This is a genomic window from Blastococcus aggregatus (assembly GCF_900221005.1).
GTDB lineage: Bacteria > Actinomycetota > Actinomycetes > Mycobacteriales > Geodermatophilaceae > Blastococcus > Blastococcus aggregatus.
This window is the reverse complement of the sequence record NZ_OBQI01000006.1, coordinates 220507-232520: the sequence shown is the minus strand read 5'-3', so window position 1 is coordinate 232520 and position 12014 is coordinate 220507. Positions and strand designations below refer to the sequence as shown.

The 12014-nt window shown below is 73.4% G+C and carries 14 protein-coding genes; 3 read left to right on the top strand and 11 right to left on the bottom strand.

All coding sequences use genetic code 11. The annotated features are described in order from the left end of the window. Positions 1–5 precede the first annotated feature (5 nt). From yaaA to CRP29_RS19355, 3 genes are read right to left on the bottom strand one after another with little or no spacing between them, the layout of a single operon-like run. Positions 6–752 (bottom strand): peroxide stress protein YaaA, encoded by a 747-nt coding sequence (gene yaaA, locus CRP29_RS19365; protein ID WP_097196692.1) that lies wholly within the window; start codon positions 750–752, stop codon positions 6–8. 4 nt (positions 753–756) lie between these two features. Further along, positions 757–1560 carry an exodeoxyribonuclease III gene (locus tag CRP29_RS19360; protein ID WP_097196691.1) on the bottom strand — a complete coding sequence of 268 codons (804 nt, stop codon included), beginning with the start codon at positions 1558–1560 and terminating at the stop codon, positions 757–759. Positions 1561–1575: 15 nt separating this feature from the next. Then, positions 1576–2526 carry an acyl-ACP desaturase gene (locus CRP29_RS19355; protein ID WP_097196690.1) on the bottom strand — a complete coding sequence of 317 codons (951 nt, stop codon included), beginning with the start codon at positions 2524–2526 and terminating at the stop codon, positions 1576–1578. A gap of 232 nt (positions 2527–2758) precedes the next feature. Between CRP29_RS19355 and CRP29_RS19350 the strand changes: the two genes are divergently transcribed. After that, positions 2759–4339, top strand: coding sequence for an LCP family protein (locus CRP29_RS19350; RefSeq protein WP_245853084.1), 1581 nt, complete (start codon positions 2759–2761; stop codon positions 4337–4339). A 1-nt stretch (position 4340) separates the two neighbouring features. Here CRP29_RS19350 and CRP29_RS19345 read toward each other — a convergent pair whose 3' ends face one another. Together CRP29_RS19345 and CRP29_RS19340 are read right to left on the bottom strand one after the other, a co-directional pair. After that, the gene (locus CRP29_RS19345) at positions 4341–4724 is read right to left on the bottom strand and encodes a VOC family protein (RefSeq protein ID WP_097196688.1); all 384 of its coding nucleotides are present in this window, start codon (positions 4722–4724) and stop codon (positions 4341–4343) included. Next, positions 4709–5008, bottom strand: a complete 300-nt coding sequence (locus CRP29_RS19340) for an ArsR/SmtB family transcription factor (protein ID WP_097196687.1) — start codon at positions 5006–5008, stop codon at positions 4709–4711. The genes CRP29_RS19345 and CRP29_RS19340 overlap by 16 nt, the downstream gene beginning before the upstream one ends. 69 nt (positions 5009–5077) lie before the next feature. On the opposite strand from CRP29_RS19340, the gene CRP29_RS19335 reads away from it, so the two are divergent. Together CRP29_RS19335 and CRP29_RS19330 are read left to right on the top strand one after the other, a co-directional pair. After that, entirely contained in the window at positions 5078–5605 is a 528-nt protein-coding gene (locus CRP29_RS19335; protein WP_097196686.1) for a GNAT family N-acetyltransferase, read from the top strand. Positions 5606–5652: 47 nt separating this feature from the next. After that, a complete protein-coding gene (locus CRP29_RS19330) occupies positions 5653–5892 on the top strand; it encodes a hypothetical protein (protein WP_097196685.1) in 240 nt (79 codons plus the stop codon). Here CRP29_RS19330 and CRP29_RS19325 read toward each other — a convergent pair. From CRP29_RS19325 to CRP29_RS19300, 6 genes are all read right to left on the bottom strand, one after another. Continuing rightward, positions 5880–7091 (bottom strand): acyl-CoA dehydrogenase family protein, encoded by a 1212-nt coding sequence (locus tag CRP29_RS19325; RefSeq protein WP_097196684.1) that lies wholly within the window; start codon positions 7089–7091, stop codon positions 5880–5882. The two genes, CRP29_RS19330 and CRP29_RS19325, sit on opposite strands and share 13 nt — an antisense overlap. Positions 7092–7169: 78 nt before the next feature. Then, positions 7170–7631, bottom strand: a complete 462-nt coding sequence (locus tag CRP29_RS19320) for a DUF4383 domain-containing protein (protein ID WP_097196814.1) — start codon at positions 7629–7631, stop codon at positions 7170–7172. A 123-nt stretch (positions 7632–7754) separates the two neighbouring features. Further along, positions 7755–9419 (bottom strand): carbamoyltransferase family protein, encoded by a 1665-nt coding sequence (locus CRP29_RS19315; RefSeq protein WP_097196683.1) that lies wholly within the window; start codon positions 9417–9419, stop codon positions 7755–7757. A gap of 106 nt (positions 9420–9525) precedes the next feature. Then, positions 9526–10119, bottom strand: coding sequence for a TetR/AcrR family transcriptional regulator (locus CRP29_RS19310; protein WP_097196682.1), 594 nt, complete (start codon positions 10117–10119; stop codon positions 9526–9528). 8 nt (positions 10120–10127) lie between these two features. Next, positions 10128–10823: an ABC transporter ATP-binding protein gene (locus tag CRP29_RS19305; RefSeq protein ID WP_097196681.1), complete on the bottom strand. Its 696-nt coding sequence runs from the start codon at positions 10821–10823 to the stop codon at positions 10128–10130. Further along, positions 10820–11968, bottom strand: a complete 1149-nt coding sequence (locus CRP29_RS19300) for an ABC transporter permease (RefSeq protein WP_097196680.1) — start codon at positions 11966–11968, stop codon at positions 10820–10822. The genes CRP29_RS19305 and CRP29_RS19300 overlap by 4 nt, the downstream gene beginning before the upstream one ends. Positions 11969–12014: the final 46 nt, after the last annotated feature.

The following is a 12014-nucleotide window of genomic DNA, read 5'->3' as shown; positions in this document are numbered from 1 at the left end:
CCGTGTCAGATCGCGGGCTCGACCAGCGTGAGCGCGGTCCCGCCGGCATGTTCCACGTGCAACCCCGCGCGCCTCAGCAGTCGCCGCAGCCCCACGACGTCCGCGGGTTCGCCCGTCGTCGTCGCCAGCAGCCGGGCCAGCCGGCCCTTCGTCGCCTTGTTGAAGTGGCTGACGACCGACCGCGTGCCGTCGGGGCGCTCGCTCAGCACCTGGACGGTGACGGCACCCGCCACCGGGGCGAGCGCCGCGTAGGCGCCGCTGCGCAGGTCGACGACGAGGCCCGGCTCGGCGGCGAGCACCGGTTCGAGCGCCGGTCGCCAGATCGCCCGGAGCGTGGGCAGGCCCGGCAGCGCAGAGCCGGCGGAGAGCCGGTAGGCCGGGATCCGGTCGCCGCCGCGGACGAGGCCGAACAGGGCCGAGCCGACGGCGAGCCGGGCGTCGGCCCTGGCCCGCTGGGCACGGGTCAGCGATGCGACGTCGAGGGCGTCGTAGAGCACGCCGGTGTACCGGTCGAGGACGGGCAGGGTGGCGCTGGTCCGGAGCTCGGCGTTGCGGGCGATCTCGCCGTCCTGGCGCGCCGAGACCCCGAGCGCTGCGCGGGCGCCCGGGACGTCGCCGGCCAGCTCGACCAGTGCCTCGACCAGTTCGGTCCGGACGCCGGTGAGCTCCGGGGTGCTGAGCGCGCCGAGGTCGAGCGGGGGACCGTCCCCGCCGGGGTGCTTGGTCTCCGACGGCGGCAGGAGGACGAGCACGCGGTCAGTCCGCGAGGTCGACGATCACGGGGGCGTGGTCGCTGGCGCCCTTGCCCTTGCGCTCCTCGCGGTCGATGAGCGCGCCGGTCACCCGCCCGGCCAGCGCGGGGGAGCCCAGCACGAAGTCGATCCGCATGCCCTCGCGGCGTGGGAAGCGCAACTGCGTGTAGTCCCAGTAGGTGTAGACACCCGGACCGGGGGCCAGCGGGCGGACGACGTCGGCGTACCCGGCGTCGACGACGGCCTGGAAGGCGGCGCGCTCGGGCGGGGAGACGTGCGTGGAGTGGGTGAAGACGGACATGTCCCAGACGTCGTCGTCCTGGGGGGCGATGTTCCAGTCGCCGACGAGCGCGATGGGGGCCTGCGGCTCGGCGGCGAGCCGGTCGCCGGCGGCGACGCGCAGGGCGGCCAGCCACTCCAGCTTGTACTGCAGGTGCGGGTCGGCCAGCGTGCGGCCGTTCGGCACGTAGAGGCTCCACACCCGCACGCCGCCGCAGGTGGCGGCGATCGCCCGCGCCTCGGGCGCCGGGTCGAGGCCCTCCTTCGAGGACCAGGACGGCATGCCCGGGAAGCCGATCTCGACGTCGTCCAGCCCGATCCGGGACAGCACCGCGACGCCGTTCCACTGCGAGTGGCCGACGTGCGCCACCTCGTAGCCCAGCGCGCTGAACACCATCTCCGGGAACTGGTCGTCCCGGCACTTGGTCTCCTGCAGCGCCAGCACGTCGACGTCGTGCCGCTGCAGGAAGGCGGCCACCCGGTCGGCCCGGGTTCGGATGGAGTTCACGTTCCAGGTCGCCAGGCGCATGGCGACCGACCCTACTTAGACCTGGACGGGCGTCTGCCCCTTGGCCAGCATGCGCGCGCGCATCCGCTCGCGGCTCTCCACGAACTTGGTCGCCTGCGCGTCGAGACCGGTGAGGAAATCGGCCAGCTGCTCGCGGGCCTGCTCGCCCTCGGGTCCGAGGTCGCTGCGGTCGAACACCTTCCAGGTGCGCAGGACGGGGCTGACGACCTCGTCGTGGTGCAGGCGCAGGTCGTAGATCCCGGCCTTGGCGATGATCGTAGAGTTCTTCCGGAAGTTCGCCATGTTCGCGCCGGGCATCTCGAAGTTCATGACCTCGTTGGCCACGGCCTTCATCGTCTCGTCCGGGTCGATGTCGAACGCCGCGGTGACGAGGTTGCGGTAGAAGATCATGTGCAGGTTCTCGTCGGTGGCGATGCGCGCCAGGAGCTTGTCGGCGATCGGGTCGCCGGTGGCCTTGCCGGTGTTGCGGTGCGAGACGCGGGTGGCCAGCTCCTGGAAGGAGACGTAGGCGACCGCCTCGAGCGGGGTCTTGTCCCCGGAGTCGTAGCCGGTGGTCATGTAGTCCATCCGGGCCCGCTCCAGCTCGACCGGGTCCACGCCGCGGGTGACGACGAGGTAGTCCCGCAGCGCGACGCCGTGCCGCCCCTCCTCGGCCGTCCAGCGGCCCACCCACTGTCCCCAGGCGCCGTCGCGGCCGAAGCGCGTGGCGATCTCCCGGTGGTAGCTGGGCAGGTTGTCCTCGGTGAGGAGGTTGACGAACATCGCGGCCTTGGCCGTCTGGTCCAGCCGCGACTGCTCGGGCGACCAGTCCTCGCCGCCGAGGAAGGCGAAGTTCCGGCCCTCGTCCCACGGGACGTAGTCGTGCGGGTGCCACTCCTTGGCCATCCGGATGTGCCGGTCGAGGTTCTCGGCGACCACCGGCTCGAGCTCGGTCAGGACAGCGGCCTGCGGGGACGTCTGGGACATGAGGACCTCCGGGTCGACTCGACCTACGCCGTCGTAACCTACGCGGCCGTAACCATCGGGTCACGTACCCCGTGGGTGCCCAGTCCGCGTGCTGCGCACGCGCGGCGGGCGCGCCCGGCGTGTCGCCCGGTCGAGGGGTACCGGGCGGGGGATGTCCCCGAGGGGCGGCCCGGGGCGCACATCGGTGGGAACATGGCGCTGTGACCAGGGCCTGCACCGTGATGGCCCCCCGGTGAGCGGCTCCCCGTCGGTGGACCTCGGGGCGCGGCGCCGGGCGGGCAGCTTCCGTGCCGCCCTCGGCTGGACCGTGCTCAACGCCCTCCTGCCCGGCACCGCCTTCCTGGTCGTGGGCCGGCGGGTGCTCGGCGGCGTCGTGCTGGGGGGATTCCTGCTGCTCGCCGCCGGCGGTGCGTGGGTCGCCACCGGCGGGCAGCGCTCGGCGGTCCGCGCGTCCGTGGACACGTCGTCGCTGCTGTGGATCGTCGCCGGGGTGGGCGTCGGGGCGCTGCTGTGGTGCGCCGTCGTCGTCGCCGGGTACCTGCTCCTGCTGCCCCGTGGCACGTCGCGCGGCCGTCGGCTCCTGGGCGGCGGGGTGGTGTTCCTGCTGGTCGCCGCGGTGCTGGCCCCCGCGGTGGGAGCCGGCCGGGTCGCCCTGACCCAGCGCGACCTCATCGCCGAGGTGTTCACCGACGACGGCCGCTCCGCGACGGTGGACGAGGACGACCCGAACCCGTTCGGCAGCCAGGAGCGGGTGAACGTCCTGCTCCTGGGCGGCGACGGCGGCGAGGGACGCGAGGGGGTGCGCACCGACACCGTCATCGTGGCGAGCATCGACACCGACGACGGCGCGACGACGCTGTTCAGCCTGCCCCGCAACCTCGAGGACCTGCCCTTCCCCGAGAGCAGCCCGCTCGCCGACCTCTACCCCGACGGCTTCGACGCCGGCAGCGAGAGCGAGAGCCTGCTCAACGCCGTCTACCGCAACGGCCCGGCGATGTACCCCGACGCGCTCGGCCCCACCGACAACGCGGGGGCGGACTTCCTCAAGCTCGGCGTCGGCGAGGCGCTGGGCATCGAGATCGACTACTACGTGCTGGTCAACCTCGAGGGCTTCAGCCGGCTGGTCGACGCGCTCGGCGGGATCACCGTCGACGTCAACTACTGGGTGCCGATCGGCGGCGAGCCGTCGCTGGGCACCCTGCCCGACGACTACATCGCCCCCGGGCCGAACCGGTTCATGGACGGCGCCACCGCCCTGGCGTTCGCCCGTGGCCGGTTCGGGCTGACCGACTACGACCGGATGGACCGGCAGCGCTGCACCCTGGACGCGATCGTCGACGCCGCCGACCCGATGACCCTGCTGCGCAAGTACCAGCAGCTGGCCCGAACCACCAAGGACATCGTCTCCACCGACATCCCCCGGTCGGTTCTCGGCGACTTCGTCGACCTGGCGTTCCTGGTCAAGGACGCCGGCATCCGCAGCGTCGTCTTCGACGACTCGGTCATCGACCCCGCCTATCCCGACTACGACAAGATCCGCGGGGCGGTCTACCTGGCGCTGTCGGGGCCGGACGGGGGCAGCGACCCCGACGGCAGCGACCCCGACGGCAGCGAGCCCGACGGCGGGGCCCCGGGCGACGACGCGGCGGACGGCACCGACGAGCCGACGCCCGCCGCCCCGACGCCGTCGACGGGGGGCGAGGAGCCGGAGGGATCGGTCGCCCCGAGCGACGTCCGCGACGCCTGCGCCTACGACCGGGAGGCCGCCGAGCTCGCCCTGCAGGAGGGCGAGCCCCCGACGCGCGGCGACTGAGTCACATCGCGGCGATCTGGAGCAGGTTGCCGCAGGTGTCGTCGAGCACCGCGGTGGTGACCGGCCCCATCTCGGTGGGCGGCTGGGTGAACCGGACCCCCAGCGCGGTCAGCCGGTCGAACTCGGCCCGGACGTCGGCCACGGTGAAGGAGTTGTAGGGGATGCCGTCGGCGACGAGGCCCTGCTTGAAGGCCTGCGCCGCGGGGTGCTCGTCGGGCTCGAGGACGAGCTCGACGCCGTCGGGCTGCTCGGGCGAGACGACGGTCAGCCAGCGGTGCGCGCCCATCGGGACGTCGGTCTTCGGCACGAAGCCCAGCACGTCGGTGTAGAACCGCAGCGCCTTCTCCTGGTCGTCCACGAAGACGCTGGTCAGGGTGATCCGCACGGGTCCTCCTCCTGGGGGTCGATGCGCCACCGGTCGGTGATGGCGCGCAGCGGTGCGGTGTCCAGGTCGTGGAACTTGTAGCGGCCCTCGCGCCGGGACCGGACCAGCCCGGCCTCCTCGAGCACGCCCAGGTGCTGGGAGACCGCCTGGCGGGTCGAGGAGAGCCCGTGCCGCGTGACGAGCCGGTTGATCAGCTCGAACAGCGTCTGGCCCGAGCGTTCCTGCAGCTCGTCGAGGATGGCGCGCCTGGTCGGATCGGCGAGGGCCCTGAACACGTCGCCCACACCGACACCATAGGCAAGCGCAGGCTTGCGTGACAACCCCCGGCGCCGCGCGCGGGGCGGCGCGGGAGGATGGAGGGCGTGCCCGCCGTCGACGTCCGTGCCGTGACCACCGTGGACGACGCCCTGCGGGCCGAGCTCCTCGCCTGCTGGGTCGACGTCACCAACGCGGGCGGCGCGGTCGGTTTCGTGCCCCCGGTGACCGCGGCGGACGTCGCGCCGGTGCTCGACCGGCTGCTCGACGGCATCACGTCGGGGCGGGACGTCCTCTGCGTGCTCACCGTCGACGGCGCGACGGCGGGGTTCGCGGCGCTGGTCGGCTCGTCGTCGCCGCTTCGCCGGCACTGGGGCACCGTGCTGCGGGTCCAGGTCCACCCCTCGCGGCAGGGCACCGGCCTGGGCCGCGCGCTGATGGAGGGTGTGCACCGGATCGCGGCAGGCCGCGGGTGGGAGTTCGTCTCGCTCACCGCGCGGGGCGGCACCGGTGTCGACGCGTTCTACCGGGGCCTGGGGTACACCGAGGCGGGCCGGTTGCCGGGTGCGGTGCGCGTGGCGCCCGGCGACGACCGGGACGAGATCCTGCTGGCCCGCCCGCTCTGAGGCCCTGCCCGCTCTGATGTCCTGCCCGCTCTGGTAGACCCGGGGCCATGACCGCCGGCCCTCCCGACCGCTCCCCCCGTCGCACGCCCGAGCAGGACCGGGCGCGGCAGATCGCGCTGTTCGTCGTCGGCGTCGCCGTCGTCCTGCTGGTCTCGTCGGTGACCTGGTTCGGCAGCGACCGCGCGGGCTGGGGCATCGCCCAGGTGGTCGTGGGCGTGCTGGTGGCTGCCGCGGGGCTGGTCCTGTACCGGCGCGCCAGCCGGGGCGCCGGCGGTCAGCCGCTGTAGGGGCGTTCCCGGGCCAGCTCCTCCTTGGCCACGCCGCGGATGTGGACGGCATCGGGTCCGTCGACGATCCGCAGCGTGCGGGCGCTGGCGTAGAAGCGGGCCAGGACGGTGTCGTCGCTGACGCCCGCCCCGCCGTGCACCTGGATCGCGCGGTCGATGACGGCGAGCGCGACCTTCGGCGCCGCCACCTTGATCGCCGAGATCTCCGTGCGGGCGCCCTTGGCGCCGTACTTGTCGATCAGGTCGGCGGTCTTGAGCACGTAGAGGCGCGCTTGGTCGATCTCGATGCGGGAGAGCGCGATCGCCTCCCGCACGGTGCCCTGCTCGGCCAGTGGACGGCCGAAGGCCACCCGGTTCTTGGTCCGCTCGACCATGAGCGCCAGCGCTCGCTCGGCCATGCCGATGGCACGCATGCAGTGGTGGATCCGGCCGGGGCCGAGCCGCGCCTGGGCGATCATGAAGCCGTCGCCCTCGCCGGCCAGCAGGTTGCCCACCGGCACGCGGACGTCGGTGAACCGCAGCTCGGAGTGGCCGTGCTGGTCCTGGTAGCCGAACACCGGCAGGTGACGGACGATCTCGAACCCCGGGGTGCCCCGGGGGACCAGGACCATCGACTGCTGGCGGTGCGGCGGGCCGTCGGGGTCGGTCTTGCCCATGACGATGAAGATCTGGCAGCGCTCGTCGGCGGCGCCCGTGGTCCACCACTTGCGGCCGTTGATCACGTACTCGTCGCCGTCGCGGACGATCGAGGTCTGGATGTTGCGGGCATCCGAGGAGGCGACGTCGGGCTCGGTCATCGCGAAGCCGGAACGGATCTCGCCCTCCAGCAGCGGGGCCAGCCAGCGCTGCTTGTGCTCCTCGGTGCCGAAGAGCATGAGGGTCTCCATGTTGCCCGTGTCGGGCGCGCCCACGTTCATCGCCTCGGGGGCGAGGACGGGCGACCAGCCGGTGATCTCGGCGACGGAGGCGTACTCGAGGTTGGTGAGCCCGCCGACCTCGTGGGAGAAGAGGTTCCACAGGCCCCGCCGGCGGGCCTCGGCCTTGAGCTCCTCCAGCACCGGCGGGTGCCCGTGGTCGTCGTGCCCGCGCTCGGCGCGCCACCGGTCGTAGACCGGCTCGGCGGGGAAGACGTGCTCGCGCATGAAGTCCCAGGCGCGGGCGCAGACGTCCTCGGCCTTGGCGGAGAGAGCGAAGTCCATGCCCGGCACGGTAGCCGCGGATGTGACCCACGTCGCACCGGGCGGACGTGCCCGGTGCGACGTGCGGTCAGCGGGAGGTCAGACCGTGCGCCGGTGGTCGACGGCGGTGCGGACCGGACCCAGCGCGATGGCCAGGCCGACGAGGGCGGTCAGGATGTGCAGCACGTTGTCGGCGGCGTTCAGGTTGAGGAAGTCCCAGTCCTCGCCCACGGCGACGAGGCCGTACACGAACGCGGCGCCGTAGCCGATCGCCAGCAGCCACCCGTAGGTGCGGGCGCCGGCCAGCGTGCGGGACAGCGCCAGACCGACGGCGCCGATGAGGATGTGCACGACGTTGTGCATCGGGTTGATCATGAACCCGAGCAGGTTCTCGTCCACGTGGTGCGCCGGCTGGCCGTTCTCGTTGCCGAGGAAGTTGTCGAACCCGGTGATGAAGAAGCCGATGATCCCGATCAGCAGGTAGACAGCGCCGAATGCCAGGCCCAGGATCTGCGGCCACGTCATGGCCCGGTCGGCCCGGGGGGTGTGCGAAGCGGACATGGTGATCTCCAGAATCGTTCCGACTGCCGCCGTGGTCTCGACGGGCACAGGGGATACCCCCGCCCCACCTGGGGTAACGGAGGTCACCCGGTCGTGTGCCCGGATCGTGACCGGTGTCCTCCGTCAGTTCCGGGTGCGGGAGGTCGGCGTCGCCCGCCGGACGACGAACGGCCCGATCGCGAGCAGGTCGACCGGAGCCGAGCCGAAGCACTCCAGCGCGTCCCGCGGGTCGTCGACCATCGGCCGTCCCGCGGTGTTGAGGCTGGTGTTGACGACGACGGGGATGCCGGTACGCCGCTCGAAGGCGGAGATCATCCGGTGCACCAGCGGCTGGGTCCCCGGGTCGATCGTCTGGATCCGCGCCGTCCCGTCGACGTGGGTGACCGTCGGGATGCGCTCGCGCCACTCCTCGGCGACGTCGTGCACGAACAGCATGTACGGCGAGGGGATCGGGCCGCGGCTGAAGATCTCCGGAGCCCGCTCCAGCAGCACCATGGGCGCGACGGGCCGGAACTGCTCGCGGCCCTTCACGTCGTTCATCCGCTCCAGGTTGGCCGGGTGGCCGGGGTGCGCCAGCAGCGAGCGGTGGCCCAGCGCGCGCGGACCGTACTCGCTGCGGCCCTGGAACCAGGCGACGATGCCGTTGTCGGCCAGCACCTCGGCGACCGTCTCGGCGACGTCGTCGGGGCGCTCGTAGTCGATCGCCGCCGTCCTCAGCACCTTCTCGATCTCCTCGTCGCTCCAGCCGCGGCCCAGAGCGGCGCCGGGCATCGGCTGCGTCGCCTCGCCCAGTTCGCGGGCGACGTGCAGCGCGGCGCCCAGGGCGGTGCCGGCGTCGCCCGCCGCGGGCTGGACCCAGACCTGTTCGAACGGGCTCTCGGCGAGGATGCGGGTGTTGGCCACGCAGTTGAGTGCCGTGCCCCCGGCGAGGGTGAGGGTCTTCTCGCCGGTCTGGGCGTGCACCCAGCGGGCCAGGTCGACCAGCACCTCCTCGAGCCGGGTCTGCACGCTGGCGGCGAGGTCGGCGTGGGCCTCGGTCCACTGGTCGCCCTTCCCCAGGCGGGGCGCGAACTCGGTGAAGTCGATCTTCTCGGTGCGGAAGCCGCCGTCGTCGGTGGCGCGGATGAGCTCGGAGAGCTGGCCGAGGAAGCGGGGCTTTCCGTAGGAGGCCATCGCCATGACCTTGAACTCGTCGGAGCTGCGGAGGAAGCCGAGGTGGTCGGTGAGCTCCTCGTACATCAGGCCGAGGGAGTGGGGGAGTGCCTGGCCGGCGAGGATCTCCAGCTGCCCGTCGACGTAGCGGCCGGCGAGGTGGCTGTGCGCCTCGCCGCGACCGTCCAGCACGAGGACGGCGTTGTCCCGCCGACCGTCGCATCCGGGCGCGGCCAGCCCGGCCGAGGCGGCGTGCGCGACGTGGTGCTTGACGTAGCGGACCTTCGCCGGGTCCAGCCCGGGCAGCGCGTGGGCGAGGAAGTCCGGCGCCATCTCGGCGTACCGCTTGCGCATGACGTCGCCGTCGTCGAAGAGGCCGGTGTCCTCGGGCGTCGTCATCAGCGCGGGGTCGAAGGAGTAGGCGACCGCGTCGAGCTCGTCGGCGCGGATGCCGGCCTCGGCGAGGCACCAGGCGGCGGAGAGCTCGGGCAGCTCCCACGCGCTCCAGGGGAGCGGGCGCTTCCCGTGCTTGCGTCGGCTGAAGCGCTCCTCCTCCGCGGCGGCGACGACGGTCCCGTCGACGACGAGCGCCGCCGCGGGGTCGTGGTAGATCGCGTTGATGCCGAGGACCTTCACGGGCGCACCCCTTCTCCCACGGCCGCTCCCCCTGGGCTCGGGACAGCGACCCGTCGTCGTCTCGAATGATCACGGGGGGCACCGGACCTCGCAGCTCGAAGCGGGGTCAGCCGCGGGCGCGACCCCGGTCCCGGACGAAGGGCTCGAGCACCGACCGGGCGGCCGCCCAGGCGCGGTCCAGGTCCGCGGTGCCCTCCTCGATCTGCCGGGACGCGCCGCGCACCAGGGCGTCGATCTGCCCGGCGACGAGGTCCGCGTCGGGAACCCCCAGGGAGCCGAGCGCCTCCAGGAGGGGCCGGCTCAGCGCGTCGTGCATGCTGCGGGCCCGCTCGCTGGTCACGTGCCCGGGCGCGATCGTCGCCAGCGCGGCGATGATCGCGTGCTCGCCCTCGGCGACCTGCGCGAGGTGCGCGTGCACGTAGGCGAGGACGGCCTCGGCGGGTGATCCCGCCGCGTCCACCTCCGCCCGCACCCGGGCCGCCCAGCGGGGGGTGATGTCCTCCACGAGCGCGGCGAGCAGGTCGTCGGCGGAGGTGAAGTACTCGTAGACGCTCGACCGCGCGAGGCCGGCGCCCGCCGCGACCCCGGACAGGGTGGGCGGCCGGCCGCTCTCGGCGACGATGCGGCGCCCGGCGTCGAGCAGGGCCCTGCGCTGCGCGGCCCGGTGCTCGGCGACCGTGGCCGCCCGGATGCGGGGCACGTGCCTCCTCAGCTGTGGGCGTGGACCTGGCCCAGCTTCCCATCCACCATCTCCAGCACGCGGTCGCAGGCCCCGATGACGTCGTGGTCGTGGGTGACCATGACCGTGGCCACCCCGAACTCGTGCGTCTCCTGGGCGAGCAGCGCGACGATCTCGCGGCTGCGGGCGCGGTCGAGGGCGGCGGTGGGCTCGTCGACCAGGAGCACCGAGGGCCGGGTGACCAGGGCGCGGGCGATGCCCACGCGCTGCCGCTCGCCCCCGGAGAGCTGGTGCGGGCGGTGTCCCGCCCGGGCTGACATGCCCACCCGCTCCAGCAGCAGCTCCGGGGTGTGCGCGGCGTCGGCACGGCGGCCGGCGATCCGGAGCGCGAAACGCAACTGGTCGACCGCGGTGAGCGCCGGGATGAGGTTCCCGGACTGGAACACGAAGCCCACCTGCTCGCGGCGGTAGCGGGCCAGCTCGCGCCGGGAGGCCGTGGCGAGGTCGACGCCGCCGACGCGCACGCTGCCCTCGTCGGGGCGGGTGAGGCCGCCCGCGACGGCGAGCAGGCTGGACTTGCCCGAGCCCGAGGGGCCGAGGACCGCGACCAGCTCGCCCGGGGTGACGTCCAGGGTGACGTCGTCCAGCGCGGTGACCTGCGCGTCGCCGTCCCCCAGGCGCAGGGTGACGTGAGCCAGTTCCAGGGCGGCGCTGCCGCGGGTCATCGCTGTCCTCCGAGGGCGGTGAGGGGGTCGATCCGGGCGATGCGGACGGCGGCCGCCGCCGCGCCGAGCAGGCCCAGCAGGACGAGGAGCGCGGCGGCGGTGGCGACCGGCGCCGCCTCCAGGGCGAACGGCATGGAGCTGCCGGCGAGCAGGGCACCCAGGCCCAGGCCGGCGAGGACGCCGACGGCGGTGGCGAGGACCAGCACCACGGCGGCCTGCGCGACCGTGTCACGGACCAGATACCCGGCCGTTCCGCCCATGGCCCGGATGACCGCGAGCTCGTGCCGGCGGTTGATCGTCCAGACGGTGAAGAAGGCGCCGATGACCAGCGCCGAGATCACGTAGAGGAACCCCTCGATCAGGTTGAGCGTGGAGGTCTCGGCCGTGTAGCCCGGGGAGGCACCGAAGGACTCCTCCAGCGTCAGCGTGCGGGTCCCAGCGGCGTCGTCACCGGCTGCGGGATCGAGCTGCGCGCCGTCCTCGGCGAGCAGGGCGACGGCGGTGGCCTCGGAGCGGGCCTCCTCGCGCAGCGGGTCACCCGGCCCGGCGCCGGCGTGCACCTCCTGCCAGGTGGCGAGCGGGACGTAGGCGACGTCGACGTGTCCGTAGGTGTGCTGCTCGGCCAGCGTGCCGACGACGGTCAGCTCCGTGCCGATCCGGTCCAGCACGACGGTGTCGCCGATGCGCACGCCCTGGTCGGCCAGCGTGCCGCTGATGACGATGCCGGCCGGGTCGCCGTCGTCCAGGCGGTTCCCCTCGACCGGCTCCGGGGCCAGGAACGAGCCGGCCGGGACGCCGAAGAGCGCCAGGTCGACGGGGACGGTGCGGCCGTCGCCGCCGGTCGCGGAGCCGTTGACCAGCGCGTTGCCGAAGGGCGCGGCCTCGGCCACGCCCGGCTGGTCCGCCCAGTCCGCGACCTGGTCGAACGAGACGACGCTGCGGGAGAACGCCGAGTCCGTCTTCGTGTCGTCGTCGAAGGCGAAGGCCGTGACCGGTAGCCGCTGGAGTCCGGAGACGCCGTCGTTGACCAGGCCGGTGGACAGCCCGGAGAGCAGGACGACGAGCAGCGCGATGAGCGCCACGACGGCGCCCATGAGGCTGAAGTGGCCGCGGGCGAACAGCAGTTCGCGGGCGCCGAGGAACATGGGTACCCCCTGCGCCGCATCGGGGATGGCGTGATGCCGACGGCGC